Annotated in this window: 25 protein-coding genes; 7 read left to right on the top strand and 18 right to left on the bottom strand. The window is 50.9% G+C overall.

The features are described from left to right. Nucleotide 1: 1 nt before the first annotated feature. From ACP26N_RS02205 to ACP26N_RS02175, 7 genes are read right to left on the bottom strand one after another with little or no spacing between them, the layout of a single operon-like run. On the bottom strand, nucleotides 2-778 hold the full coding sequence (locus tag ACP26N_RS02205; protein WP_426354654.1) for an enoyl-CoA hydratase/isomerase family protein: 777 nt from the start codon (nucleotides 776-778) through the stop codon (nucleotides 2-4). Further along, nucleotides 756-1,079, bottom strand: coding sequence for an EthD family reductase (locus ACP26N_RS02200; RefSeq protein ID WP_012369301.1), 324 nt, complete (start codon nucleotides 1,077-1,079; stop codon nucleotides 756-758). Before ACP26N_RS02200 ends, ACP26N_RS02205 begins: the two co-directional genes overlap by 23 nt. Nucleotides 1,080-1,094: 15 nt before the next feature. Continuing rightward, nucleotides 1,095-1,589, bottom strand: coding sequence for a 1,2-phenylacetyl-CoA epoxidase subunit PaaD (gene paaD, locus ACP26N_RS02195; protein WP_426354652.1), 495 nt, complete (start codon nucleotides 1,587-1,589; stop codon nucleotides 1,095-1,097). Nucleotides 1,590-1,603: 14 nt separating this feature from the next. After that, a complete protein-coding gene (paaC, locus tag ACP26N_RS02190) occupies nucleotides 1,604-2,389 on the bottom strand; it encodes a 1,2-phenylacetyl-CoA epoxidase subunit PaaC (protein ID WP_131503390.1) in 786 nt (261 codons plus the stop codon). After that, nucleotides 2,386-2,730, bottom strand: coding sequence for a 1,2-phenylacetyl-CoA epoxidase subunit PaaB (gene paaB, locus ACP26N_RS02185; RefSeq protein WP_131503389.1), 345 nt, complete (start codon nucleotides 2,728-2,730; stop codon nucleotides 2,386-2,388). The genes paaC and paaB overlap by 4 nt, the downstream gene beginning before the upstream one ends. Nucleotides 2,731-2,743: 13 nt before the next feature. Beyond that, nucleotides 2,744-3,715: a 1,2-phenylacetyl-CoA epoxidase subunit PaaA gene (gene paaA / locus ACP26N_RS02180; protein ID WP_071499513.1), complete on the bottom strand. Its 972-nt coding sequence runs from the start codon at nucleotides 3,713-3,715 to the stop codon at nucleotides 2,744-2,746. Nucleotides 3,716-3,732: 17 nt separating this feature from the next. After that, a complete protein-coding gene (locus ACP26N_RS02175) occupies nucleotides 3,733-5,028 on the bottom strand; it encodes a phenylacetate--CoA ligase family protein (RefSeq protein ID WP_426354650.1) in 1,296 nt (431 codons plus the stop codon). 325 nt (nucleotides 5,029-5,353) lie between these two features. Here ACP26N_RS02175 and ACP26N_RS02170 point away from each other — a divergent pair, with 325 nt between their 5' ends. From ACP26N_RS02170 to ACP26N_RS02140, 7 genes are all read left to right on the top strand, one after another. Further along, on the top strand, nucleotides 5,354-5,749 hold the full coding sequence (locus tag ACP26N_RS02170; protein WP_131503388.1) for a thioesterase family protein: 396 nt from the start codon (nucleotides 5,354-5,356) through the stop codon (nucleotides 5,747-5,749). Nucleotides 5,750-5,793: 44 nt separating this feature from the next. Further along, nucleotides 5,794-6,936 (top strand): Glu/Leu/Phe/Val family dehydrogenase, encoded by a 1,143-nt coding sequence (locus ACP26N_RS02165; RefSeq protein ID WP_188005115.1) that lies wholly within the window; start codon nucleotides 5,794-5,796, stop codon nucleotides 6,934-6,936. A gap of 15 nt (nucleotides 6,937-6,951) precedes the next feature. Further along, nucleotides 6,952-8,004, top strand: coding sequence for a pyruvate dehydrogenase (acetyl-transferring) E1 component subunit alpha (pdhA, locus tag ACP26N_RS02160; protein WP_131973319.1), 1,053 nt, complete (start codon nucleotides 6,952-6,954; stop codon nucleotides 8,002-8,004). A 1-nt stretch (nucleotide 8,005) separates the two neighbouring features. Beyond that, complete coding sequence (locus tag ACP26N_RS02155) at nucleotides 8,006-9,004, top strand: alpha-ketoacid dehydrogenase subunit beta (RefSeq protein ID WP_426354647.1); 999 nt, start codon at nucleotides 8,006-8,008, stop codon at nucleotides 9,002-9,004. Nucleotides 9,005-9,016: 12 nt separating this feature from the next. Then, nucleotides 9,017-10,231 carry a dihydrolipoamide acetyltransferase family protein gene (locus ACP26N_RS02150; protein ID WP_426354646.1) on the top strand — a complete coding sequence of 405 codons (1,215 nt, stop codon included), beginning with the start codon at nucleotides 9,017-9,019 and terminating at the stop codon, nucleotides 10,229-10,231. Beyond that, nucleotides 10,232-11,632 carry a dihydrolipoyl dehydrogenase family protein gene (locus tag ACP26N_RS02145; RefSeq protein WP_426354644.1) on the top strand — a complete coding sequence of 467 codons (1,401 nt, stop codon included), beginning with the start codon at nucleotides 10,232-10,234 and terminating at the stop codon, nucleotides 11,630-11,632. Between the two features lie 82 nt (nucleotides 11,633-11,714). Next, nucleotides 11,715-12,230 (top strand): methylated-DNA--[protein]-cysteine S-methyltransferase, encoded by a 516-nt coding sequence (locus ACP26N_RS02140; protein ID WP_426354643.1) that lies wholly within the window; start codon nucleotides 11,715-11,717, stop codon nucleotides 12,228-12,230. A 49-nt stretch (nucleotides 12,231-12,279) separates the two neighbouring features. Here the strand turns inward: ACP26N_RS02140 and ACP26N_RS02135 are convergent, their stop codons facing one another. From ACP26N_RS02135 to ACP26N_RS02085, 11 genes are all read right to left on the bottom strand, one after another. Further along, on the bottom strand, nucleotides 12,280-13,299 hold the full coding sequence (locus ACP26N_RS02135; RefSeq protein WP_426354641.1) for an aldose epimerase family protein: 1,020 nt from the start codon (nucleotides 13,297-13,299) through the stop codon (nucleotides 12,280-12,282). After that, complete coding sequence (locus ACP26N_RS02130; protein WP_426354640.1) at nucleotides 13,296-14,789, bottom strand: UDP-glucose--hexose-1-phosphate uridylyltransferase; 1,494 nt, start codon at nucleotides 14,787-14,789, stop codon at nucleotides 13,296-13,298. Before ACP26N_RS02130 ends, ACP26N_RS02135 begins: the two co-directional genes overlap by 4 nt. A 25-nt stretch (nucleotides 14,790-14,814) precedes the next feature. Further along, complete coding sequence (gene galE / locus ACP26N_RS02125) at nucleotides 14,815-15,813, bottom strand: UDP-glucose 4-epimerase GalE (RefSeq protein WP_114597053.1); 999 nt, start codon at nucleotides 15,811-15,813, stop codon at nucleotides 14,815-14,817. Beyond that, entirely contained in the window at nucleotides 15,814-16,986 is a 1,173-nt protein-coding gene (locus ACP26N_RS02120) for a galactokinase (RefSeq protein WP_131503379.1), read from the bottom strand. It lies immediately after the preceding gene. Next, nucleotides 16,983-19,115 carry an alpha-galactosidase gene (locus ACP26N_RS02115; RefSeq protein WP_426354638.1) on the bottom strand — a complete coding sequence of 711 codons (2,133 nt, stop codon included), beginning with the start codon at nucleotides 19,113-19,115 and terminating at the stop codon, nucleotides 16,983-16,985. Before ACP26N_RS02115 ends, ACP26N_RS02120 begins: the two co-directional genes overlap by 4 nt. Before the next feature lie 14 nt (nucleotides 19,116-19,129). Next, the gene (locus tag ACP26N_RS02110) at nucleotides 19,130-21,124 is read right to left on the bottom strand and encodes a beta-galactosidase (RefSeq protein WP_426354637.1); all 1,995 of its coding nucleotides are present in this window, start codon (nucleotides 21,122-21,124) and stop codon (nucleotides 19,130-19,132) included. Nucleotides 21,125-21,149: 25 nt separating this feature from the next. Further along, nucleotides 21,150-21,935 (bottom strand): carbohydrate ABC transporter permease, encoded by a 786-nt coding sequence (locus ACP26N_RS02105; RefSeq protein WP_026829378.1) that lies wholly within the window; start codon nucleotides 21,933-21,935, stop codon nucleotides 21,150-21,152. Nucleotides 21,936-21,948: 13 nt separating this feature from the next. After that, complete coding sequence (locus ACP26N_RS02100) at nucleotides 21,949-22,914, bottom strand: carbohydrate ABC transporter permease (protein WP_114597049.1); 966 nt, start codon at nucleotides 22,912-22,914, stop codon at nucleotides 21,949-21,951. 74 nt (nucleotides 22,915-22,988) lie between these two features. Then, nucleotides 22,989-24,299, bottom strand: coding sequence for an ABC transporter substrate-binding protein (locus ACP26N_RS02095; protein ID WP_131503376.1), 1,311 nt, complete (start codon nucleotides 24,297-24,299; stop codon nucleotides 22,989-22,991). Between the two features lie 28 nt (nucleotides 24,300-24,327). Then, nucleotides 24,328-24,810 carry a hypothetical protein gene (locus ACP26N_RS02090; protein WP_131503375.1) on the bottom strand — a complete coding sequence of 161 codons (483 nt, stop codon included), beginning with the start codon at nucleotides 24,808-24,810 and terminating at the stop codon, nucleotides 24,328-24,330. Nucleotides 24,811-25,045: 235 nt separating this feature from the next. After that, the gene (locus tag ACP26N_RS02085) at nucleotides 25,046-26,206 is read right to left on the bottom strand and encodes an ROK family transcriptional regulator (protein WP_131973329.1); all 1,161 of its coding nucleotides are present in this window, start codon (nucleotides 26,204-26,206) and stop codon (nucleotides 25,046-25,048) included. Nucleotides 26,207-26,238 lie beyond the last annotated feature (32 nt).

Raw genomic sequence — 26,238 nt, 5'->3', positions numbered from 1 at the left:
CTTAGTTTCCTTTGAATGTCGGTTGACGTTTGTCAAGAAAGGCTTGCATCCCTTCCGTCTGATCATTCGTCCCGAATAGTAAGTAGAAATTTCTTCTTTCATGATCCATGCCGTCTTGCAACGACAGGTCGCCTGCCTTATCGACTGCATCTTTGATCAGTCGCACGGACATCACCGGTTGTGCCGCAATCCGTTCGGCAACGGCCAAAACACTTGCTTCGAGTTGATCCGCTTCCACAATCCGGTTGATGATTCCAAGACATTCTGCTTCCGATGCCAGCATCCGGTCGCCCGTCCACAACCATTCAAGGGCCCGGGTCCGGCCGATCCGTTTCGTCAGGCGTTGCGTCCCGCCGGCGCCCGGCATGACACCGAGTCCGACTTCCGGGAAACCGAACTGAGTCTCCGGTGTCGCATAAATCAAATCACAGGCCAGTGCCAGTTCAAACCCACCGCCGAGCACAAATCCATGAACCGCGGCAATCAGCGGTTTATGCAGACGACTGATCCGGTCCCAATCGGCAAACGGATCAAGCAGTTCCATGGAAATCGGTGTCGCGTCGAGCATCTCATCGATATCGGCTCCGGCTGAAAAGGATTTTCCTTCTCCGTTCAGGACGATGACAGCGACCGCCTCATCCTGATCGAATCGTTCCATCGCTTCGACGATTTCCCGGATCATCGTCCGGTTCAAGGCATTGTAACGTTCCGGGCGATTCAGTCGAATCCGGCCGATTCGCCCCTCGATACTTGTCTTAACGTACTGTGGCGTCAGCATGGACTTCTTCACCAATCATCAGCGTCACAAGATCTCCCGCAAAGCCCATCAAGTCTTTACCAGACGCTTTTCCTTCGAGTGAACGCATGCCGGCTTTCATCGTTTCATGGCTTTCGTAGACCATTTCGCACATCAAGTAGTATTTACCGTCTCCGCCCATTGGTGAACCGACGATTTTCGTGACCGTCATCTGTTGCAGACCGGGAATCTTGGCCGTCAGTGGACCGTGGACATTGAAATAATGCTCATCAAACTGTTCCTTGTTCTCCGGATGTGTATAAAGCGCGATTAGTTTTACCATAATGATTACCTTCCTTCACATGAGAGTAGAGACGGGTTTCATCGCCTCGAATGGGTTTTTGCATGATTTACAATATAAAATACTCCGGCAAGCCGTCGGACCAAACAGATTTTCAATCGAGACGAACGTCGATCCGCAGTACGGGCAGTCGATTTCCCATTTCCCGTCGACGACCCGCGGCGGGGCAATTCCAAAGGACTTCAGACCGGTAATTCCTTGTTCTGTAATCCGGTCCGAGGTCCACGGCGGATCAAACAGGAAAACGACATCGACCGTATTGACCTGAGGCACTTGTAACAAAGCGGATTCGGTGTTCTTTTGGATGATATCAAGCGCCGGACATCCTAAAAATGTCGGGAGAAGCGTAATCCGGATATCGTATCCGAACGGGGTCTCCGTCCATTCCGTCGCTTCGACCATTCCGAGATCGAGAATACTTACCGCATCGATTTCCGGATCTTTAACTGTATCCAGGGCTTCCCGGATGTCCTGTTCTAGTCTTGTCACCATCTGCCGTTCCTCCTTCACCATACCGCTGACTGATCGAGCAGATAGACTTCCCCGAGCGTCGATAAGGCATCGTTCAAATCAGAAGAATGTTCACCGTTTCGTCCGTTGTAGGTCATGTTCATTTCCGGCAACGTGACGTTCAGATCGACGAGGACCGGTGTCAGTGCCTGATACCAACGATCCAGTAAAATCCCCTGCCCCTCAATCAGGCGCATCTCGTCAATCCTTTCTGCTGCTTCCCCGTAATCAAACAGGTCACCGAAGTCAGCCAGTACCCGTTCAAGAGCCGCATCCATCTTCTGACGGGCTGTTTCTGTTGATTGATACAGCTGGGTGAACCACGTTTGCCAGTGCAACAAATGATAGTACAACTCCATGTTGACCTTGACGGCGAGTGCTGCGAGCGGCGCATAACTGCTTTTTTTCAACGAGTCGATCCGTACCTTTTTCGCAAGCGTATAACAATAGTTGCGCACGACGGCATACGCCCAGTCATATTCCGGATTCTCCATATAATATCCCGGTCCGTTGACCCGTTCGACGAGGACCGAGTTTTTCCGTTCATGCGCAAGCCGCACGTGAGCGAGTGCATCAGCCTTTCCTTCGCCGATTTCTTCGAGCAGTTGGTAGTACATGGCCGCATGCCCCATCGAATCCTGAGCAATCGAGGACGACGCGACATCTTCTTCGATATGCGGGGCGAGTCCCAACCATTCCGATCCGCGGTAGGCATATAAAAAGTCATCATCTGCTAATTGATAGAGCAGTGAGCCCAAGGCCAAACGTTCTGCTTCCGTCATTTGGAATCGCCTCCTTGCCAGGACATGATTTCTTTTTCGTCGAGCATCTGTTGTTCATAATGACGCCATTTTTTCTTCAGGTAGCCGTACCCTTTCGTCGTCCGGTAATCTTTGTTATCCAGCCGTTGCAGCATCAGCTTTTCATCCGGAGTCATTCCCCGGATATCTTCCCGTTTGACGACCCAGATGTCGACGACCGGCTCCCGGCGCATGAAGTTTTCCTGCGCCATCAAAAGGGCCATCTCTTTATTCGGTGCCAGTAAACTGAACTGATGCGTAAAAGCGGCATTCGGCGTCCGTTTACTGAAAATCTCGAACTCCTGATAAAACGTTTCCGTCATGGTCTCTCCTCCTTCAGCCGATCGTCTCAGCAAGTGCCTCGCGTACCCACGCATTGTTTTGATACGAAGTTTGACGTAAGGCGAGCCGTTCCTTCGAACGGGGGCCGCCACCTTGAATGATTTTCTTGAATTCCGTCCAGTCCGGCTGGGCGTAAATCCACTGTCCTGTCTCCTCGTCGAATCGTAATGTCGGATCCGGAATGACGAGTCCGAGCGAACGGATCCGGGGAACGTATTTCGTAAAGAAATTTTGACGCAACTCTTCGTTCGTTTTCGTCCGGATTTTGTAGGCAATCGTCACGTCCTGTTTGGACGTACCGGTCGTCTCTTTCGACGCCGGACCGAAGAACATCAAGAGGGATTCCCACCATTCATCCAGGGATTCCTGAATCATCGCTTTTTGTTCCGGTGTCCCTTCCGCCAGTGCCATGATAATCGACTCACCGTGCTGGGCATGGAATACTTCCTCCGCACAAATCCGTTGCAACGCCCGCGCATAAGGACCATATGAAGCCCCGAGCATATTCGTCTGAGTAATGATGGCTGCTCCGTCGACGAGCCAGCCGATTGTTCCGGCATCTGCCCACGAACGCGTCGGCATGTGGAAGACGTTGTGGAATTTGAGGCGTCCCGTAAATAAATCGTCCATCAAGTCGGCCCGTGTTTTTCCGTACGGCTTCATCAAATCCTCGACGACCCGAAGCAGGAGTTGACCGTGCCCCATCTCATCCTGGACTTTTGCCATGATGCCGAGCTTCCGGCGTAACGATGGGGCTTTGGGCACCCATTCCTTTTCCGGTAAAGCCCCCATGATTTCACTGATGCCGTGCATGGAAATCAGCTTGATCAGCGTGTCGCGGTAGAAATCAGGCATCCAGTCGTCCGCTTCGATTTTTTCCCCGTTTTCGATTCGTTCTTTAAACCGTTCCAATTTTTCTTCTTCAGTCATGACCGGTGGTTCAAAAAGATGCGTCGCATCGTACATTTCAGTTCCTCCTCTGCTTAAACAAACTTCTTCTCGGACATTGCGCGACGGTCGATGATCCGGACAGCCTTCCCTTCAGAGCGCGGAAGACCGTATGGCGGGTGACAAATCAGATCCACCGAGATCAGACATTCGGTTTTCATGGCATGACAGATGACCCGTTTCAGTTCTTCAGCAACTGTCCCGGCTTCGAGTTCGATGTGCAGTTCCAGCGCTTCAAGCCCGGCCCGTTGAATCCGGTGAATTTGATAATGGGGTGTGACACCCGGTTGCTGTAATAAGATCCGTTCAATTTCGGACGGAAAGACGTTGACGCCACGGATGATCATCATGTCATCCGTCCGCCCTTTGACCCGCGACATCCGGGTCGTCGTCCGACCACAGCCGCACATTTTTGTCGTGACGGATGCCAAGTCTCCGGTACGATACCGAATTATTGGAAGCGCTTTCTTTTTCAAACTTGTAAAAACGAGTTCCCCGACCATTCCTTCTGGTAGCGGTTCGCCCGTTGCGGGATCAATGACTTCCGTGATAAACAAATCATCCATCAGATGCAATCCGTTTTGTTCCTGACACTCCATTGCGACACCCGGTCCCATGATTTCGCTGAGACCGTAGATATCAAAAGCCCGGATCCCCCACTTGTTTTCGAGGGTCTTCCGCAGTTCTTCCGACCATGGCTCGGCTCCAAAAATCCCGTACCGGAGGCTGCTCGCTTTCGGATTAAACCCCTTTTCTTCCATCCGTTCCGCAAGATGCAACATATAAGACGGTGTTCCGCAAATTCCACGGGGCTGGAAATCTTCAATCAACGTGATTTGCCGGTCGGTATTACCGCCGGACACGGGAACAATCGTCATCCCGAGTTGTTCGGCTCCGCTGTGCAGACCGAGTCCGCCGGTGAATAAACCGTATCCGTAAGCATTGTGCAACAAGTCGGTTTTTTCAGCACCGATGGCGACCAGACCACGTGCGACAGCTTTCGACCAATCATCCAAATCGCTTTGTGTATAACCAACGACGGTCGGTTTTCCACTTGTTCCGGATGAAGCATGGATCCGGACCGTTTCCTGAGGCGGAACCGCAAATAAGCCAAACGGATACTGTTCCCGCAAATCACTTTTGTATGTGAACGGTAACTTTTGAATATCCGCCATCGTTTGGAATTCCTCCGGATTAAGTCCCCGTTCCATGAAGCGGGTGTGATAAAACGGGACATGTTCCATCACATGACGAACGGTCTCACGTAAACTTGCAAGCTGTAAGCGGGATCGTTCTTCCGCTTCCATCGTTTCCAGGATTTCGTTATACAAGTGGCACCCCTTCCCGCGTCTATATAACACAATAAATAAACGTCCGTTTTAAAACGGTTATACCATTAAACTACGATAGGTTCACAATGTTGTCAATCCTTCATTTTGTTAAAAGCTCCCAACTTTCTTGATTCCGGTCTTTTTTTCAATTAAAAGTCTGAATAAAGACCTTTCCTATAGAGAAACACTAAAAATGATATTTCTTTTTGGAAAATATTCCTGAAAATGTTTGCTCATTTCGTAACTGATTGATAAAATATCGTGTGACAAGTGTTATACTATTTTTGGTAAGACCAGCTGTGGTCACAGGCAAGGGGGAAACGATATGAAAAACGGTTTGTCGCTCGGCGACTCTGCTGTCATCGAGGCGATTGTCACAGAAGAAATGTTCGCTCAGTTCGAAGGTGTGGTCGTCCACCCGGCTTACTCTACCGTCTCGATGGTCTATCATATGGAATGGGCCGCTCGAAAACTCATCCTCCCCTACCTGGAAGAACAGGAAGAAGGAGTCGGTGGTGCTGTTTCCTTGAAGCATTTAGGAATGGCGACACTCGGATCCAATATCCGCATCGAAGCCACTGTCAGCGAGCTCACATCCCGCCGTGTAGTAGCCAAAGTCGAAGTCAGACAAGGTGATCGTGTCATCGGTCTTGGGGAAGTCAAACAAATCATTTTAAATAAGCAGCTGATTCAGGAAAAGTTGACGCCGCGTGTTTTTTAAAGAGCAAAATGAAAGCGCTTACTAAAGTCAGGAGGATGTTTACTATGAATATGTTGAACCCATCCACGGATCCATCACCATCCATCATGGAGAAGATTTCCGGTCACGAACAGGTCGTTTTTTGTAACGATCCTGTGTCCGGTCTGCAGGCGATCATTGCCATTCACGATACGACACTCGGACCCGCCCTCGGTGGTTGCCGGATGGCACCGTATTCGACCGTCGATGAAGCACTCGATGATGTCTTGCGGCTGTCGCGTGGCATGACGTATAAATGTGCAGCAGCTGACGTCGATTTCGGCGGCGGGAAAGCCGTCATCATCGGTAATCCGGCGACGGACAAAACACCCGAATTGTTCCGTGCCTTCGGACGATTCGTCGATTCACTCGGCGGACGTTTCTACACCGGAACGGATATGGGCACGACGATGGAAGATTTCGTCCATGCCAGCCGGGAAACGTCACGGATCGTCGGGATTCCGGAAGCTTTCGGCGGAAGCGGCGATTCATCGATTCCAACAGCGGAAGGCGTCATTTACGGCTTACGGGCAACGGTCGAAACGTTATACGGATCCGATGATTTAAGCCGGGCCAGTTACGCTGTCCAAGGACTCGGAAAGGTCGGCTATAAAGTCGCGGAACAGTTATTGTCTGCCGGTGCTAACCTGTACGTGTCCGATTTGAGCGAATCCATTCTCGCTGCTCTCGTCGAGCAAGCGGAAAAAACACCCGGAACGGTTCGTGTCATTGCCGCTCATGAAATTCACCTGACGGATGCCGACATCTTTGTGCCTTGTGCTTATGGCGGTGTCATCCAAGCAGCGAACATCGGACAGCTCCAGTGTAAGGCAATCTGTGGATCGGCCAACAATCAACTTGCCGATGATGCCCTTGCGCTCGAATTACAGCAACGCGGTATTTTATATGCACCCGATTATATCGTCAACGGCGGCGGTCTGATTCAGGTTGCCGACGAACTATACGGGGCGAACCATGAACGTGTCCTGTTAAAAACCAAACATATTTATGATGCGGTCCTCGAAGTATTCCACGAGTCTCATGCGGAATCGATCACGACACTCGAAGCAGCCAATCGGATGTGCAACAAACGGATTCAAATCCGCTCACGCCATAACAACATTTTTACGAATACGATCAAACCGAAATGGAACATCCGGAACGACTAAATGGAGGTGACACGAATGGAAACCGAATTTCCGATTTACCGGATACTTGATGATGCAGGACACGTCCTTGATACATCTAAAAATGATTTGCTGACAAAAGACTTGAGTCTCGCACTCTTCACACATATGAACCGGATCCGGACATTCGACCGGAAAGCCATCAATCTGCAGCGTCAAGGACGGCTCGGGACCTATGCGCCGTTCGAAGGACAGGAAGCGGCACAGGTCGGCAGTGCGTATGCACTGCAGGACAAGGACTGGGTCTTCCCGACGTACCGGGATCACGGAGCGACGCTGACGTTTGGCGCCGACATGGTCCGGACATTTTTGTATTGGAACGGACGTGTCGAAGGCTGTGTCCCGACGGATGAGTTGCATATCTTCCCGCCCGCTGTTCCGATTGCCACACAAATCCCGCATGCGGTCGGTGCGGCCTGGGCAGAAAAACGAAAAGGATCAACCCAGGTCGCCGTCGCTTACTTTGGGGACGGGGCCACATCGGAAGGTGATTTCCACGAAGGCATGAACTTCGCCAGCGTCTTCCAGGCTCCGGTCATCCTGTTTAATCAAAACAACGGGTATGCGATTTCCGTCCCGATTCAAAAACAGATGCATTCGGAAACGATTGCCCAAAAGGCTTTGGCTTACGGGATGCCGAGCGTCCGGATTGACGGCAATGATGTCTTCGCCGTTTATTTCACGATGCAGACTGCACTGGAACGGGCACGCTCCGGTGGCGGACCAACCTTGATTGAAGCGGTCACGTGGCGATTCGGTGCCCATACGACGGCGGATGATCCGTCGAAATACCGGGATCAGGACCGTTCCCGGGACCGAATCGATCCCCTCACCCGCTTGGAAGGTTTCATGAAAGAACAAGGTTTCTACGATGAACAGGAAATCGAAGCCATCCGGACGCGGCATCAAGAAGAGGTCGAAGCCGCCGTCAAAACGATGGAAGCTTTCCCGCCGCCTGACGTCAACGATTTGTTCGATCATACGTACGCAACATTACCGGACGATTTAGTCCGTCAAAAAACAGATTATCTGACCGCAAGGGGGAATTGATATGGCGACACCAATCAACCGACAAACGGAGATGACGCTCGTCCAGTCTGTTACCGATGCCTTACGGACAAAACTGACGGACGATGAGACGACGCTTGTACTAGGTGAAGATGTCGGGAAAAACGGGGGTGTCTTCCGTGCAACGGACGGTCTGCAGGAAGAGTTCGGGGAGGACCGGATCATCGATACGCCGCTGAGCGAAGCAGGAATCGTCGGAACGTCAATCGGTCTCGCGGTCAACGGGTTTAAGCCGATTGTCGAAATCCAATTTCTCGGCTTCATCTATCCTGCTTACGAACAAATCATGACCCACGTCTCGCGGATCCGGATGCGGACGATGGGACGTTACGGCGTGCCGATGGTCATCCGTGCCCCTTATGGCGCCGGCATTCGGGCGCCGGAGATTCATTCCGACAGCACGGAAGCCCTTTTCACTTCGATGCCGGGCTTAAAAGTCGTCTGTCCCTCCACTCCTTATGATGCGAAAGGTTTATTGATTGCGGCCATTGAAGATCCGGATCCGGTCTTATTCCTCGAGTCGATGCGGAGTTACCGGGCCTTTAAGGAGCCGGTTCCGAGTGAAGCCTATACGGTTGAAATCGGGAAAGCGAAATGTGTCACCGAAGGTCAGGACGTGACACTGATTGCTTGGGGAGCGATGGTCCAAGTCGCACAAAAAGCCGCAACGGAAGCTGCGACCCGCGGTATTTCCTGTGAAGTGATTGATTTGCGGACGCTCTATCCGCTTGATCGTGAAACGATTGCGGCCTCCGTTCAAAAAACCGGACGGGCTGTCATCATCCACGAAGCACAAGCTATGGGGGGTCTTGGCAACGATTTGCTTGCGCTGATCAATGATACCTCGTTCTTATATTTACGTGCCCCGGTAGCCCGTGTCACCGGGTTCGACGTGCCCGTTCCATTATTCGCCCTCGAGGACCATTACATCCCGACGCCGACGCGTGTGCTTGAAGCGATCCAGCGTACGGTCGATTTTTAAGGAGTGAACGTGATGATTGAAGTAAAGTTGCATGACGTCGGTGAAGGGATGACGGAAGGTGAAATTGCGAACTATCTGGTCCGGGTCGGGGATCGTGTCACAATTGATCAGCCTGTCGTCGAAGTGTCGACCGATAAAATGGTCGCTGAATTACCGGCACCGGTTTCCGGTGTCGTTACGGACCTCATCATCCCTGTTGGTCAAACCGTCTCGGTCGGTACGGTCCTATTATTGATTGAAGCCCTTGAAACAGAAACGGCCGTAACTGCGGAACAACCGATCCGGCAGACGACGGAACAAATCAAAGTCCGGCCGTCTGTCCTAACACCGGCTGTTCCATCGAGTAGTCGGCGTGTCTTGGCTACCCCCTACACGCGTAAAATCGCGCGCGAACACGGGATTGATTTGGAACAAGTTCCACCTTCCGATCCATCCGGTCGCGTGACGGAGGAGGATGTCCGGCGGTTCCTCGATACAACTGCTTCTGTCGAGAAGGCAGATGTCGTCGAACAAACAAGTACCCCTTCTGCTAAACCGTTCGAAACGATTCCGTTCCGCGGCATCCGGAAACAGATTGCGAAAAAAATGACACAGTCCCTCTTTACGATTCCGCACGTCACGCATTTTGAAGAAGTGGATATGACCCGCTTGCTCGCCTTGCGCGAAGAATTAAAGGCGGCCGGTAAACCGATCGGCGTCAACGCCTTTTTCATCAAAGCCTTGATTGTCGCACTCCAGGACTTCCCGGTGTTTAACGCAAAACTCGATGAAGCCAACGAACAGATCATCCTCGAGCAACAGTATCATATCGGTGTCGCAACCGAGACGGCGGACGGACTGATTGTCCCGGTCGTTCGTGACGCAGACAAACTGACGATGCAACAGTTGCACACGCGTGTCGCGGAACTGTCCGCCCGTGCCAAGACAGGAGACTTGCGAGCTGCCGATCTGAAACCAAGCACCTTTACGATGAGTAATGTCGGTCCCCTCGGAAGTACAGGCGCGACCCCGATCATCAATTACCCAGAAACGGCTTTAATTGCCTTCCACAAAACAAAAAAACGGGTCTGCGTCGATGATCACGATCAGATCGTCATCCGCTCGATGATGAATCTATCGATGTCCTTTGATCACCGTGTCGCTGACGGCGCGACGGCCGTTGCTTTTACGAACCGGTTCGCCGGCTTAATCGAACACCCCACTACTTTATTAATGGAGCTGATTTAAATGGTCGTAGGTGAACTGACACAAGAACGTGATTTAGTGATTCTTGGTGGTGGTCCGGCCGGTTACACCGCTGCCATCCGTGCCAGTCAACTGGGGCGCAACGTCACCTTGATTGAGCAGGCACAGCTTGGTGGACTTTGCTTGAACAAAGGATGTATCCCGTCCAAGGTCGTCGCTCATGCCGCAGATATCAAACAACAGATGAATCACATTTCTGCTCTCGGTTTTTCTTTCAACCCGACCCACGATTTCAGTCAATTGGTCGAGTACCGGGAACGGACCATCCGTCAATTACGAACGGGAGTCGAAGCGCTCTGTCAGGCAAACGCGATTGAAATCTTGCACGGAACCGCTTCATTTTTAGCAGACGACCGGATTGGGGTCGAGCTGGGGCATCAGTTTGATACGTACCGGTTTACCGACGTCGTGATTGCGACCGGAAGCCACAGCATCGAACAAGATTCTCCCTCTATCTTAAATGCCGAACAGTTATACCAACTGACCGAATTACCTGAACGTCTCGTCATCATCGGACAAGACTATATCGCTGTCGAAGCCGCAATGAGTTTTCAAGCTCTTGGTACGTCGGTCACGTTGATTGCCGACGACTTCCAGTTGGATTCGAGTATAAACAAAGAACTCCGACGCCTCTTAAAAAAACAAAAGATTCAACTTGTCTCTGGGACCGTCACAGCCATCGAAGCAGAAGAGGCAGTGACCGTTACGGTCGTCAAACAGGGACAGGAGACGACCTGGTCCGCTCCTTTTTTGTTTCAATCGTTGCCTCGCGTTCCGCACACGTTGGAACTCGGACTCGAGCGGATTGGTGTGACGGTAGCAGAAGACGGAACGATTCCCGTCGATCCATTCGGACAGACAAACCGTCCGCATATTTATGCCATCGGAGATGTAACACCTGGTCCTGCGATTGCGACACGCGCCATCCATGAAGCGAAACGGACGGCCGAACATTTATCCGGACAACTGGCCGATGCGACGGTACCCTATTACCCGACCATCATCCGGTCTCTTCCGCCAATCGTCTCCATCGGCTTGACGGAACAGGCGGCAACGGACGCCGGTTATTCGATCCGGACCGGCCAATTTCCCCTTAATGCCAATGGAACAACGATGATTGAAGCCGGAAGTGGTTTCATCAAGGTCATCTCCGATGCGACGACGAATCTCCTTTTAGGCGTTCATATGATGGGCGAAGGCGCCGTCGATCTCGCCGGAACGTTTGCACAAGCTCTTGAGATGGCTGCCAAGGAAGAAGATGTCCGCTTCCCAATCATGCCGCATCCGAGCCGGAGCGAAGCCTGGACAGAAGCCGTCGAATCGTTAATCGGACACGCAATTCACCTGTCGCCCCGCCAACAAGATGTCTTAACGAAGTCGTAATCCTAAAACCGGTCCCCGCCCTCTTTTGGAGAAGGGGTGACCGGTTTCTTGCGCGAATCTTTTGGTTGAAGGAGGTACGATGATGGACTTATACTTCACGACGTTACGCTGGAACGAAACATCGTTTCCAATCGCGGCAACAACGGATGGCCTGTGTTATGTCGGGGCATTGAACGAACCCCGGGACTTATTAAGCGACTGGGCCCGAAAACAGTTACCCCGGGCCAAACTGATTGAGCATCCGCAGATCATGCAACCGTACCAGGAACAACTCATCGAATACTTAGACGGAACACGCACCCGGTTTTCTCTCCCGCTTCATTTGATCGGCACGCCCTTTCAGTTGGAAGTCTGGCAGGCCTTATGCCATATTCCATACGGTGTGACGGTGACTTATTCAGATATCGCCCAACGGATTTATCGACCGGGTGCGACACGCGCCGTCGGAACCGCCATCAGTAAAAATCGTGTCCTGATCGTCGTCCCCTGTCATCGAATCATCGGAAAAAAAGGGGATCTGACGGGCTATTGGGGTGGTCTGAACATGAAACGACAACTGCTCGCAATCGAACAGACTTCCTCTTCTCAACCGCACTAACATAGCAAAAGAGAACGAACTCGACATCAATCGAATCCGTTCTCTTTTTTTATACCGAATTTACACCAAACCGGTACGTCGTTTCCCAGTGGTACGTCTGATCCGGTTCAACCAAAATGTCCGGGAAGTTTGGTTCGTTCACCGCATTCGGATGAACTTGCGTTTCGAGACACAGACCGAGCGAAGGACGAGCACCGACACCGCGGATCTCATAATCCGTCTCGAGTTGCGTCCCCGTATAGAGGATGACGACCGGTTGATTCGTCGTCACTTCTACATAACGGCCATTTGACATGTCTTCCAAGCGAATCGGCTGTCCCGATAAGAGAAACGGATGATCATATCCATGTCCCGCGGCTACCGTTTCCGGATGATCGGATTCCGCACCGCTTCGAATCTGCCGTCCCGTTCGAAAATCAAGGGGAGTCCCCTTCACGTCCCGCAACTCACCGGTCGGCAACAAATCTTCTCCAACAGGTAAATACGTTTTACTCGGGATCGTCAAGTGATGATCAAGGATATCCCGTTTCAAGTTTCCGGACAGGTTCCAGTACGTATGATTCGTCAGATTCAACGGTGTCGTCTGATCCGTCGTCGCGTGCATCGTCAGCGTCAAGGCGAGACCGTCCAGCTGATAGATGGCATCGAGCGTGACGTTCCCGGGGTACCCTTCCGTTCCGTCCGGACTGAACAACCGGAGGTGAAGCCGGTCCGTTGTGGCTTCGACGATGTCAAAAAATGTTTGATCAAACCCTTTGATTCCTCCGTGCAGATGATGCGTTCCATCGTTTACTGCGAGCGGATAGACGGTTCCTTCCACTTCCATTTGCGCTTGTCCGATGCGTCCGGCAACCCGTCCGACAATTGCCCCGAAGTACGGGGAATAATCCTGGTATTCCTTTAACGTATCAAAACCCAGGACGACACTCTCGATCCGGCCGTCCCGATCCGCAACACGGATATCGTTGATGATGCCGCCATAATTCCAAATCTCGACTTCGATTCCCGGTTGCGTCAGCGTATGACGAATGAGATTCGTTTCCTGAATTAATTGTGTCTGCTTCGTCATCGTCGATCACCTGCCACTTGGCGGCTGACCGTTTCAAGGAAGCGGTCAAGTCCCGCCTGCCCGCCCGGCGTTTGTTTAAAGACACCACAGTCTTCAAGACCGCGGACAAATTTGGCCGCGACCGCTTGGCGGACATAGTCCGTCACGTCTTGCCCGTTGTATGCTGCTTTCAATTCGGTTGCCCATGTTTGGTGGGAAGGAGCCGTCGAAGCGGCTGTTCCTGTCACAAATTGTTCGACTTCCTCGAGTTCACCTAACAGACGGGCCGGTAAAACGGCGAGTCCCATCACTTCAATCAAACCGATGTTTTCGCGTTTGATATGGTGAATATCGGCATGGGTATGGAAAATTCCGTCCGGATGATCCGTCGATGTCCGGTTGTTTCGTAAGACGAGATCCAGTTCAAACCGTTCGCCTCGCATCCGGGCAATCGGTGTCACCGTGTTGTGACGGACACCATTTGTTGCCGCGAGAATCTGATGATCGGCATCTTCGTACGTCAGCCACGTCCGGTAGACGTCGTCCGCCGCATCGAGTAATGCGTCAGCATCGATGCTGCTCAACCGAACGACCGTCAACGGCCAGTGTAATGTTTCACCGGCCACATCCGGATGATCCGGTAAGACGAACTCTTGGAGCGTCTTCGCCCGATCCATCGCAAATTCATACCGTCCGCCCTGATAATGATCATGCGTCAAAATCGATCCACCGACGATCGGCAGGTCTGCATTGGATCCGGCAAAATAATGCGGGAACTGGGCGACGAATTCAAGCAACCGCGCAAAGGCTTGACGGTTAATGACCATGTCCCGGTGCTCCTGCGACAAGATGATACTGTGTTCGTTGTAATAGACGTACGGTGAATATTGTAATGCCCAAGGTTCACCGCTGAGTGACAGCGGCACAATCCGGTGATTGGCACGGGCCGGATGATTACTCCGTCCGGCATATCCAACGTTTTCGACACACAAGAGACAGGTCGGATAGGTCGATTCGACGACCTCCGTTTGTGCTGCCGCGATTTCACGGGGATCTTTTTCCGGTTTCGACAGGTTGATCGTAATGTCGATTTCACCATAGACCGTGTCCGCTTGATACTGGATGTTTTTGGCGATGCGTTTCGTCTGGATGTAATTATTCGCTTGACTAAGCTGATAAAAATAGTCAGTCGCCTGTTGCGGATTTTCAGCGTACAACTGACGGAAAGTCGAAGTAATCTGAGACGGGCGATCGACGAACACATCCATCAATTCTGCCGCCAGCCGTTCTTTTTCGTCGAGACGCGGTGCCAGCTTTCCGGCCGTGATCTGGTGTTCAATCATCTCGTCCAAAAGATCAGGAATCGGACGCGTGCCGACTGTTCCCGGATCCACATATGCAGCTTCCCCGAGCAAGGATAAAAGCCGGTTTCGGGCATATACCGTGTCTTCCGTTTCAATCAACCGTTGACGGACCGCCTGCTCTATTAATTGTTTGATGAGTTCATTCATCGCCTTCACTCTCCTAACTCTCTCTTTACCGTACAGGTGTTTTGTAACCTTGCGGACGCTGTTCGTGCCAACGCCATGCATCTTGAATGATGGTGTCGATTTCCGTCCGGCTTGGTGTCCAGCCTAAGATCGTTTTGGCTTTATCGGATCCGGCAATCAATGTACTCGGATCTCCGGCACGTCGTGCGACGACTTGTTCCGGAATCGCATGTCCCGTCACGCGGCGGGCAGCTTCGATGATTTCCCGGACCGAAAAGCCGCGGCTTGAACCGAGATTAAAGACATCACTCGTGTTGCCCTGTTTTAGATACTCCAGCGCAAGCAGATGGGCATCGATTAAATCCTCAACATGGATATAGTCGCGAATACACGTGCCGTCTTCCGTCGCATAATCATCGCCGTAAATCGAAATCATCGGCCGTTGACCGTTGGCGACTTCGAGGACGAGCGGAACCAAATGGGTTTCCGGTGTGTGATCTTCTCCGATTTCACCTGTTGCACGTGCGCCGGCGACGTTAAAGTAACGGAGCGCCACATACTGGAGACCGTACGCGGTTTCACACCAACGCATCATCTTCTCCATCATCAGTTTCGTTTCACCGTAGGCGTTTGTCGGGTTCGTCGTTGCCGTCTCGAGAATCGGCATCTGTTCCTGCTCGCCGTATGTGGCCGCGGTTGATGAGAAGACAATCTGCTTCACATCATGCGCCATCATCGCTTCAAGCAACACTTGTGTGCCGTAGACGTTGTTGTCGAAATAAGCGAGCGGATGCTCCATCGATTCCCCGACTAACGAGAAGGCTGCAAAATGAACGACCTGATCGATTGTTTCCGTCTCAAACACGGTGTCAAGGAAGGCACGATCCCGGATATCCCCTTCGTAAAAACGGGCTTTCGGATGAACGGCTTCACGGTGACCCGACTTTAAATGATCGACCACGACGACGTCCTGACCGGCATCCACCAGTTGATAGACTGCATGTGATCCGATATAACCTGCTCCACCTACTACGAGTACTGCCATTTAAATGACCTCCTGTTCGACTTCTCGTGCTCCATCACCAACAGTTGCCGTATAGAACGATGCCGGATAACCGATTGTCGTCTCGTACGCTTGACCGACTTCCGTCATGAATGTCTCGACCGTTTCGTCTTCGACGATGGCAATCGCACAACCGCCAAAACCGGCACCCGTCATTCGGGCACCAAGGACTCCCGGTTGCGCCCACGCCGCTTCGACCAATGTATCCAGCTCTTTCCCCGTCACTTCGTAATCCACCCGCAACGAACGGTGTGAGGCATTCATCAGTTGACCGAATGCTTCGAGTCTCTCTTCTTTTAGAGCATCGAGCGCCTGCAACGTCCGCTCGTTTTCAGAAATCGCGTGACGTGCCCGTCGTTGCAATCGTTCATCTTCAAAAGAAATCGTTTCGAATTCATCCATCGACCATTGACCGAGTGATGCATACGGACGGTACTGTTGCAGATAGGTCAGTGCTGCTTCACATTCCGAGCGGCGTTCGTTGTATTTCGAATCGGCCAGCTCACGGCGCTTATTCGTATTCATGATGATGATCGTATAACCGGATAAATCGAGTGGTGCATACGTATAGTCAAGTGTCTCACAGTCAAGTAAGAGTCCGTATCCCGCTTTGCCCATCCCGATGGCAAATTGGTCCATGATGCCGCTGTTGACACCGATGTAGTGATTTTCAACCTGTTGACCGTATTTGACAAGTTCAATCCGGTCGACATTCAGATTGTACAGTTTGTCGAGCAAGACACCGATTACCAGTTCAAGAGAAGCGGACGAAGACAGTCCGGCCCCGTTCGGGATATCACCTTTGATTAAAATGTCGCACCCTGTATCAATCCGGTAACCGGCTTCCCGTAAGACATGAATCATGCCCTTGGCATAGTTGGCCCAGCCATCGGCAGATTGATGTGTCAAGTCATCCCCTGCGACTTCGATGATGCCGTCAGCTTCAAAGTTCAGCGAATAAAACCGGAAGACCGCATCATCGCGCTTGCGGGCAACCGCATGCGTTCCAAGCGTCAAAGCACACGGAAAGACATGTCCACCATTGTAGTCTGTATGTTCTCCGATCAAGTTAATACGACCCGGTGCAAAAAAGCGGTGGGTCGACGGTTGACCGAATTGTTGTTCAAAAATCTGTTCTAATGTCTGGTCTGTCATGCGATCGGCTCCTTTGACTCTGATGTAGGAAGGCTGCGGTGAACCGGCTGAATGTGTAGACAACGGGCTTCATAATCTGTCGTATAAGTAATCGTCAATCCTTGTTGCATCAAGTAGGCCCCGCTGAGCTGACGCCCGTCGACCTGATACAAACCTGTCTTCTCAAGTCCGTTCAGACGGAAGTGGTACTGGTTTGAGCCGTGCTGACGCATCGGCGCTACTGCCAGGACAACCGTTTGATCGTTTGACGTATATTGCATGAGGGAAGCCGCCATGCGGTCTGCCGACAACCTGTACTGACGTCCGAATTGAACGGTTTCCCGAATTGTTTTATACGTCGCAATCCACTCGGTTGCTTCCGTTAACTCTTCCGCTGTCCATTCGCTTAAGTTGCCGCCGATGCCAAGTGTTCCTTGCATCGATGAGACGAAACGTGTCGCAAGCGGTAAGTTCCGGCCGTTCAGCCAGTTCGGACCATCCGTCACCCAACAACTCATCATCTTCGCATTATAGGCAAACGAGAAATCATGTTGGATCGTCAACCGGTCCAGTGGATCCGTGTTATCACTCGTCCAGACCTGTTCCGTCCGTTTGAGAATTCCAAGATCAATTCTTCCGCCGCCTCCGGCACAGGCTTCAAAATCCACTTCCGGGTGACGTGTCCGCAACTCGTCAAAGATCCGGTACAAGGCATCAACATGACGCTTCCATAATTCCTGTTGTGCTGCTGGTGTTGCTTCCGGAACGCCCGGTTCTGAAAAAGCACGGTTCATGTCCCATTTGATGTAATCAATCGCGTGTGTCTCAAGCAACTCATCCATCATCTCAAACACAAATTGTTCGACTTGCGGTAAACCAAGGTTCAGAACAAACTGATTGCGTGATGTCGTCCGGTGTGCACCGGGACTATGGTAAATCCAATCGGGATGCGTCCGGTAAAGGTTTGAATCTGGATTCACCATTTCCGGTTCGACCCATAGACCAAACTGCATGTTTTGTTGTTTCACGTACTCGATCAACGGGGTTAAACCGTCCGGAAATTTTTCCGGATTCACGACCCAGTCACCGAGACCGGCCTGATCAGAGTTTCGTTCACCGAACCAGCCGTCATCGACGACGAACAGTTCACAACCAATCGCAGCAGCCTGGTCGACGAGCGCCCGTTGTCCGTGTTCCGTCACGTCAAAATAGGTCGCTTCCCAGGAATTGTAGAGGACGGGCCGGACCTTGTTCCGGTCCGATTCCGGCATGATGATGTCACGCTGGAAATCATGCGCCCGGGCACTCATCCCGGAAAAGCCGTCTGCCGCATACCCGATATAAAAGTCCGGTGTCACGAGCTGTTGACCGGCTTCGAGTTTCCAACTGAAATCAAACTCATTCATCCCGCCGGATACTTGAACGAATCCAAAGGCATCCTGCTCGAAGTGCATCGACCAGTTACCGGAATAGGCAAAATGTCCGTAAATGACTTCCCCGGTTGATTCGGTCGCCCCTTGTTCAAGTGCAAACCAGGGATTCGCCTGATGACTTGTCACACCCCGCCGGCTGTCAATCGTCTTACGTCCCGGCGTTAGTGGTGTCACCTGTTTTTGGAATTCGCCGGTCCATGTCCCCGCGAAGTGGTGCACGTTCAAGTTCGGTCGTTGCAGAATTCCCATCGCAAAGGATTGGGCTGTCGTCAACCGGACCGGTTGTGTTCCGGTATTTTCAATCACGAGCGACCGTCCGATCATATCGTACGCTTCGTACAGGTCGTATTTGATGCCGACCCGGAGTTCTTGTAACGAATCAAACAACCATAACGTCAATCCACTGCCGGATTGCTCGGCGCGTTCAAAAGCGAACTGACTGATTCGTTGTCCGTCCTCCCGTTCTGATTTTAAAGTCGGCTCCGTGTAGACCATCTCACCAAACGGAATGAAGTCGTAGACCGCGACACCATCCGGTGATTCAAATGAGCTGTGCGCAAGAACCGGATTCGGCAATGCTTCATAGTCGGATGGATACGGCAGACGTGCTCCAAAATACGTATGCAACACTTTACCGTGCTGTCCGATCGTCACGACATGCGCGACGTGTTGTCCTTCGAGGACGAACCGCTGATTCGGCAGTTCAAGAATGGCCATGGTCGTTCTCCTCCTTACGTTGTCAGAATCAGCGTCTCGAGCGGGGCGAGTGTCACTGTTCCACTATATGTCTCGTTCGTATTCAACTCTTTATAGGCAGCATCGAGCACAACGTCCCGGCTTGCTTTCGTATCATGGTTCATCAGGAAGAGGAAATCACGTGTCTCCCCGTGACGGCGGACGACTTCGACTTGATCCGGCGCTTCAAACGTCTGAACGCCGGCATCGAGAAACGCTTGCCGGTAAATCGTATCGATCATCGCATCATCAATCGATGCGCCGATGTAGGTAATTGTTCCTTTGTATTCGTTACGTGTCACGGCAGCGACCCCGTCATAAAACGTATCCCGGTAGACAGCAAGCGGTTCAGCTGACGTCGGTGTAATCAAGTCACACCAGATTCGGGCCGGTGAACCTTGTCCGGCGAATGCTCCGATGCCTTCAATCCGGTTTTCCTGTACAGCCTGCAACGATTCGTACTCATCGATTTCGATTCCTGCATACGGTGCGAATTTCCCTGGTAACGTTAACGGCAAGACATTGTTATGCGGGTCCTTGACGCCGGTCCGGTACGTGAAGATGACGTGTCCGCCCTGCTCCATGTAATCAATCAGTGCTTGGTCAAATGTCGGGTTCGTCAGGAAATACAGCGGAACGATGATTAATTTGTATTGATCCAGTTTGTCACCCGGGAATACGATATCCGTCGACGCTTGACGACGGACGGCACCGCCGTAGAACCGGACGAACTCGGTCCGGAAATCAAACGCATCGCTGTGCGGCTGATGTGTCCAGGCCCAGACATTTTCCTGATCAAAATAGACGCCGACTTCCGCTTGATAGCTGCTCGCATTGATCTCGTCACCAAACGTATTGAGTTCGGTCATGATCTGTTTGACTTCGTTGAATTTGCGTTTCGGTTTTCCATCGTGATCGATGATACCGTGGCAAAACTCTTCCGTCCCGAACAAAGCAGCCCGGAAGCGGAAATAGACGATCGCTTCGGCGCCGCGCGCGACAGCCTGATACGTCCACAACCGGATATGACCGGGACGCGGCAAGTAACCGATTTTGCTCCAGCCTTGCGCTCCACTGAGCTGTTCCATCACCCAAAAACTTTTCCCTTGTTTTGAGGAGCGGCAAAGGTCATGATCGCTGGCCATCTTCTCGAAACGGTTCGGTTCCGGCAAACCACCCCAGACCGGATAGTTATCAAAGGCGACATAATCGAGATCCTGTGCCATCTGCTGTTGATTGACGGCCATATCACTGTAAACGAGGTTATGTGTAATGAAGGCGTCCGGATGAATATGTTCCCGGAGTGCATCGACTTGGAGTTTGTTGTAATGGTTATACCCGTCGGCACAGAAGCGGTCAAAGTCGACGAGTAACGACGGATTATGTTCCTGGTAGACTTTCCGCGGCACCGGGATTTGCTCCCATGCCGTATAGGTCTGACTCCAGAAGACGGTTCCCCATGTTTCATTTAACGCGTCAAGCGTCTCGTAGCGGTTTTTCAGCCACAGCTGGAATGCAGCCCGGTCGATGTCGCTGTAAGAACGATCTGATTTTTCATGACCGTATTCGTTGTCCGTCTGCCAACCGATCACACGCGGATGTTTCCCGTACCGTTTCGCCATTTCAGTCGTAATGGCAACCGAAAACTTTTGATATGTTTCACTATGAACCGTGTAGTGACGACGGGCTCCGAAGCTGATTGTCACGCCATGCTCGTCTGCCGGAAGAATCTCCGGATACTTGTGGCACATCCATGCCGGCGGTGTCGCCGTCGGTGTCCCGAGTACGATATCAAAATCGGCGGCACTTAAGCGTTCGATGATATCGTCCCAAAACCGGAAGTCGTAAACTCCTTCTTCCGGCTCCATCATCGTCCAGGCAAATTCCGCCAACCGCACGACGTTGACACCAAGTTCTTTCATCAAACGGAAATCTTCCTCCCATAACGCACGTGGAGTTTGTTCCGGGTAATAATCGACGCCTAAATACATTGTGCTCCTCCTGACTGAAAACAAATTATTTTACTGCACCTGCCGTCATTCCTTTTTGGAAGAAACGTTGGAAGAAGATATAGAAGACCATTGTCGGTAAACTGATTAAGACGAGTGACGCATAGATTTTACCCGGGTCACCGCCGAGTGCATCTTTGAAGAAACTTGGTGCCATCGTGACCGTTTGATAAGCCGGATCCGTCATGAACGTCAGGACCATCAAATACTCATTCCACGAGTTGAGGAACGCATAGATCAACGCTGTCGCAAGAGCCGGTTTCGCGAGCGGCAACATGACTTTGAAGAAGACTTCCAAGATCGTTGCGCCGTCAATGTACGCGGCTTCCATTAATTCGTTTGGTAATTCGTCAAAATATCCTTTGATCAGCATTAAACCGAACGGGAGGAAGAAGGCAACTTCTGCCCCGATCAAACCCCAGTGGTTGTTGAGACCGTCAAACGAACGTAACGTGAAGAACAGTGGCACAATCATCGAAGCGACCGGTAACATCAGACCGGCGAGTACCATGTTGAACAGCAGACGTTTCCCGGCGAATTCGAGTTTCGAAAAGGCGAATGCTGCAAACGCGAGAATCGTGATCGAGATGATGATCATGAAGAAGGCGACGAAGAAACTGTTAAAGACGAACGTCGGGAAGTTCGGGTTTTGCAGCGTTGCGATATAGTTTTCAAATCCGTTGACACGTAAGCTCTCCTTGAACATGACAAAGATCGGGAACAGCCAGACGATCGAAGCAAGCATCAGGACGAGGTTGATTACCCAACGGCTTTTTTTAGATTCTACATTCATGGGACGTTCCTCCTTAGTTATCCATTTTCTTTTGAACACGTAACTGGATGTACGTAATCAGTAAAGCGATTGTCAGCAAGATGATGGCAACGGCACTTGAAAAACCGACTTCTTGTTGCAGCATCGATTTACGGAACAGGTACGTCGAGATGAATTCTGTTGAAGAACCGGGGCCACCGGCCGTCGTGATCCAGACCAGGTCAAACGTCTTCAGACCACCGATTACACCGAGAATCGATAACGTGAACGTCGTTCCTTTTAAGTTCGGGAAGACGATACTCCAAAGCGTCCGGAAGAATCCGGCACCATCGATTTTAGCGGCTTCAAAGATTTCTTTTTCAATTGTCAGCATCGCCATGTAGTACATGACCATCGATGAACCTGTCCATTGGAAGATGTTGATGGCAATGACCGAGTACAACGCGATATCCGGATCACCCAGCCAGTTTTGTTCTAAGCTGCCGAGACCGATTGCCCGGAGAAATTCGTTGATGTAACCGAATTGGAAGTCATAAATTTGTGAGAACGCGGCACCGAGTACAACCGGACTCAGGACAACCGGGAAGAAGAAGACCGATTTCATGGCAGTCCGTAACGGTCCCTGTGTGTGCAGGAAGTACGCGAGAACAAGACCGATAAAGGCTTGAATCGTAACCGTTAAAATCGTGAAGATGAACGTGTTTTTAAGCGAGAGATAGAAATCCGGATCACGGAACATTTCCGCGTAGTTTTCAAACCCGACGAAGACTTTATCGAACGAAATCCCGTCCCATGAGAAGAAGGAGTTATACGCGTTATAGAAAATCCCGTAATAAATAAACGCGACGACAAACAGGACGATGGGTCCGACGAACGCCCAACCGACCATGTTTTGCTTCATTTTGCCTTTTCTTTTCTTTTTCGGAACGTTTGAACGGGGTGCTGGTTTCAGCGTTTCCGCTTTTGGTTTGATCGGCAATTCTTGTTGCTCTGTCTGCATAACGATTTCCCCACTTTCTTGATCTTAAAAATCAGGAAGTGGCACGCAGGGCGCACCACTTCACTGTATCGTTCTTATTTTTTCGATTGATCGGCTGCATCCTGAACACGTTGGAGTGCTTCTTTCGGATTTTGACCCGTCGCGATGTTTTGAAGTTCCTTACCGAGGATATCGTTAAGTTTTGTATCACGGATACCACGGCTTGCTACAGCTTTAGAAAGTGTTTCGTTCAGCATTTTGTACGACTCTTTTTCCCCTTCGGATGTGAAGGCTGCATCTGAATCAATTTTGACCTCTTTGATTCCCGGTGCCATTTCGAACTCGCCCATGTAGACTTCCTGTCCTTCACCTTGGCTCATGAAGGCAACGAACTCAGCTGCACCTTCTTGTTGTTTTGATTCTTTGTTGACGGCAAGCGCCATGTCGATTGATGCGATGATTGGTTGTTCTGTTCCACCTGCAAGGTTTGGAAGTGGTGTGAAGCCAAGCTCATCTTTGATTTTCCATTTGTCTTTTTTCTCAGCTGTCGTCATCGAGTGCGCTTCCCATGAACCGATGACCCACATCGCTGCTTTTTTATCGAAGAACTGGTTCATCCCGTCATTGTATGTCGCAAGTCCGAGTGCACCTTCTTGGAAGACTTTCTTTTCAAACAGATCTTGCCAGATTTGCGCTGTCTTGACCATCTCGTCGTCTGTCCATTTCGCTTCGCCAGATAAGACTTTTTGGATGTAACCCGGTGCTACCTGGTGGCTTAAGACGTTGTAGACATCGATATCGATCCAGGCATCTTTTGCTCCGAGCATCAACGGAATGACTTTATCACCGGACGCTTTGATCTTTTTGACAGCATCGACTGTTTCTTTGTAGTTTTTCGGTGGCGTCACGCCGTATTTATCAAGCATCGTTTTGTTGTACATCAAGTAGGCTTGACCCGTAAAGCCGATTGGAACTGCATATTGTTTGCCGTCAATCGTCGTTTGATCAATTCCGAGCTCAACGAATTTATCTTTCCATCCTTTGCCGGCTGCTTTATCCATGTAAGAATCGACCGGTACGACACGGTCTTTGTATTGTTGAATCATTGGTTCTTTTAAGCCGATGATGTCTGGTCCCTTACCAGATAACATCGCGACTTGAAGTTGCTTTTCGTAATCTTCACTGTACCGTTTGAATTCGACGACGTATTTGTCTTGTGATTTATTGAAGGCATCGACGACTTCCTTACCAGCTTCAGGCTGAGGTGCCCAACCCCACCAGGAAATGATCGTTTTTCCGTCTTTGGTTGTGGCTTGTTTTTCATCTTCGCCGCCACAAGCTGCGAGAAGTGCCGATAATGTCAGAACTGATGCAGCTGCGAGAACTTTTGTTTTTTTGAATTTCATGTGAGTGATCCCCTTTGTATGTGAGTGGTCAAGCGTACTTTCTAAGCTGTTGCCCTTCAAACTTTGCGTGTTGACACCATTGTTCGATGACTTCCATGCCAATCGGCATCCGTTGGAGTTGAATCAAGACCCGTGCAATCAGTCGCAGACGATAGTCGAGCGTGTCCACTTCCGGTGTCACGAACAGATAAAATTCTCCACCGAGCGTCAAACAACCGGCTGTGCGCATGTGTTGCATCAACACCCGTAATTCGATGTATCCGTTCTCATTTTTTCGAAGATGAAGTTCTGAAGACCGAATCGTCAGTACCCCTTGTACGGACGACATTCGAAATTGAAAGACTCCATCTTGTCGTGGCCGAACGAGAACGCCGTCCTGATCTGCAGACCGCTTATCTCCCGGCTGTTGTTCCGTCATATCTCCTGTCAAACGGTTCACGTAAAAGCCACGGATTGCTCCGTAACGCCCGAAAGCTTCACGGTAGGAAACCCATAAATCCTCTGTTTCCATCTGCGCGACGCCCCCTTCTTTCTGTTTCAGCTTAACCGGTCCCTGCCGGTCTGCATCCACCTCCACTAGTTGATGAAAACTTAGTAAATTAAATTTATTATCTAACTTTAAGAAAACTATAGCACATGCTGATTTGTTTTGTAAACGGTTTCAAAAAATATTTTTTCAACGTTTATTTCCATCAAAAAAAGCCTGTTGAATCCGGTAAGCAACACCGTCATCCAACAAGCTGATTTTAAATCGTTCGGAAAATACTATTGGTCGCCAAAGCAGCCGCGCTGAGCGCCCCTTGTTTTTCACTCCAAGGAACCATCTTGACGTCGGTTTCACGTGAAGCGGTCGTCAAAGCCGTGTGCTCGACCCGTTCTTTAATTTGATCGACGATTGATGGTGCCAGTTCGAACATCGGGCCCCCGAGTAAAATACGTTTCGGATTGATCAGATGAATCGTATTCAGGACACCGATTCCGATGTATTCGCCGGCCCGGTGGTACGCGGCTTTCGCATACGGATCCCCGTCCGTCAGACGTTTTCTCAGTTCCGTCAGTGTTTTGACTTGCGGGTCAATGGCTTCAAAATCACGCAACAGCGCTTTTTCCCCAGCCAACGCTTCGAGACATCCCCGATTCCCGCAGGAACAAATCGGACCGTCCAAATCAAGCCGCATATGCCCGACCTCACCTGTAATGTGATTTTCGCCGTCAATCAGTTTCCCGTCCAGGACATACGCGCCCCCGATCCCTTCTCCGGCATACAGATAGAAAAATTGATCGACTCCGACACCTTCTCCGAATAACAATTCGAAGGAAGCGAGAGCCCGGACATCGTTTTCGATGAAGACCGGGTACGCAAAATGCTGCTCCAAATGTTCCTTTAAGGCGACATCGTGGAGATGAAAACGAGGAGCAAACAGAATCACTCCGGTCTCCGGATTGACCATCCCGTGAACGGATATGCCGATGCCGTGAATCGTTCCGACCTGCTCCGTTGCCTCAATCAGTTCCTCACACAACAGAACGACGGCCTCCATTAATTCTTCGTTTGTATCAAATTTCCCCATCGTTTCCACTTCGTGAATCGTATTTCCGCTTAAATCCGCGATGACTCCGATGAAACGGTGACTTGTCGCATCAATCCCGATGACATATTGTTCTTTCGCCACGAGTTCAAGCAAAATTGGCTTTCGTCCTCCGTTTGAGACACCGAGTTCACGCTCTGTCACGAGTTGATCCGAAATCAATTCTCCGACGATATTCGAAACGGTCGGTTTCGTCAGTTTTGTTTGTTGTGCCAGTTCGACCCGTGAAATCGGTTGATGCATCCGAATCAAACGTAATACCAGTGCCCGATTGTAGGAACGCATCCACTTAGAATTTCGTGGCATCTCTTTCACCATGTTCGTCCCGCATCCCTTCCATTTTTGTCTCT

Origin of the sequence: Exiguobacterium sp. R-39, from assembly GCF_049942815.1 — a bacterium.
Lineage (GTDB): Bacteria > Bacillota > Bacilli > Exiguobacteriales > Exiguobacteriaceae > Exiguobacterium_A.
Note: the sequence above shows the minus strand (reverse complement) of the source record. Positions and strands in the feature narration are given on the sequence as shown.

Coding starts and splice junctions, on each gene's coding strand:
- ACP26N_RS02205 (WP_426354654.1), bottom strand. CDS start 778: ATGCTGACGCCACAGTACGTTAAGACAAGTATCGAGGGGCGAATCGGC.
- ACP26N_RS02200 (WP_012369301.1), bottom strand. CDS start 1,079: ATGGTAAAACTAATCGCGCTTTATACACATCCGGAGAACAAGGAACAG.
- paaD (WP_426354652.1), bottom strand. CDS start 1,589: ATGGTGACAAGACTAGAACAGGACATCCGGGAAGCCCTGGATACAGTT.
- paaC (WP_131503390.1), bottom strand. CDS start 2,389: ATGACGGAAGCAGAACGTTTGGCCTTGGGCTCACTGCTCTATCAATTA.
- paaB (WP_131503389.1), bottom strand. CDS start 2,730: ATGACGGAAACGTTTTATCAGGAGTTCGAGATTTTCAGTAAACGGACG.
- paaA (WP_071499513.1), bottom strand. CDS start 3,715: ATGTACGATGCGACGCATCTTTTTGAACCACCGGTCATGACTGAAGAA.
- ACP26N_RS02170 (WP_131503388.1), top strand. CDS start 5,354: ATGAAAAACGGTTTGTCGCTCGGCGACTCTGCTGTCATCGAGGCGATT.
- ACP26N_RS02165 (WP_188005115.1), top strand. CDS start 5,794: ATGAATATGTTGAACCCATCCACGGATCCATCACCATCCATCATGGAG.
- pdhA (WP_131973319.1), top strand. CDS start 6,952: ATGGAAACCGAATTTCCGATTTACCGGATACTTGATGATGCAGGACAC.
- ACP26N_RS02155 (WP_426354647.1), top strand. CDS start 8,006: ATGGCGACACCAATCAACCGACAAACGGAGATGACGCTCGTCCAGTCT.
- ACP26N_RS02150 (WP_426354646.1), top strand. CDS start 9,017: ATGATTGAAGTAAAGTTGCATGACGTCGGTGAAGGGATGACGGAAGGT.
- ACP26N_RS02145 (WP_426354644.1), top strand. CDS start 10,232: ATGGTCGTAGGTGAACTGACACAAGAACGTGATTTAGTGATTCTTGGT.
- ACP26N_RS02140 (WP_426354643.1), top strand. CDS start 11,715: ATGGACTTATACTTCACGACGTTACGCTGGAACGAAACATCGTTTCCA.
- ACP26N_RS02135 (WP_426354641.1), bottom strand. CDS start 13,299: ATGACGAAGCAGACACAATTAATTCAGGAAACGAATCTCATTCGTCAT.
- ACP26N_RS02130 (WP_426354640.1), bottom strand. CDS start 14,789: ATGAATGAACTCATCAAACAATTAATAGAGCAGGCGGTCCGTCAACGG.
- galE (WP_114597053.1), bottom strand. CDS start 15,813: ATGGCAGTACTCGTAGTAGGTGGAGCAGGTTATATCGGATCACATGCA.
- ACP26N_RS02120 (WP_131503379.1), bottom strand. CDS start 16,986: ATGACAGACCAGACATTAGAACAGATTTTTGAACAACAATTCGGTCAA.
- ACP26N_RS02115 (WP_426354638.1), bottom strand. CDS start 19,115: ATGGCCATTCTTGAACTGCCGAATCAGCGGTTCGTCCTCGAAGGACAA.
- ACP26N_RS02110 (WP_426354637.1), bottom strand. CDS start 21,124: ATGTATTTAGGCGTCGATTATTACCCGGAACAAACTCCACGTGCGTTA.
- ACP26N_RS02105 (WP_026829378.1), bottom strand. CDS start 21,935: ATGAATGTAGAATCTAAAAAAAGCCGTTGGGTAATCAACCTCGTCCTG.
- ACP26N_RS02100 (WP_114597049.1), bottom strand. CDS start 22,914: ATGCAGACAGAGCAACAAGAATTGCCGATCAAACCAAAAGCGGAAACG.
- ACP26N_RS02095 (WP_131503376.1), bottom strand. CDS start 24,299: ATGAAATTCAAAAAAACAAAAGTTCTCGCAGCTGCATCAGTTCTGACA.
- ACP26N_RS02090 (WP_131503375.1), bottom strand. CDS start 24,810: ATGGAAACAGAGGATTTATGGGTTTCCTACCGTGAAGCTTTCGGGCGT.
- ACP26N_RS02085 (WP_131973329.1), bottom strand. CDS start 26,206: ATGGTGAAAGAGATGCCACGAAATTCTAAGTGGATGCGTTCCTACAAT.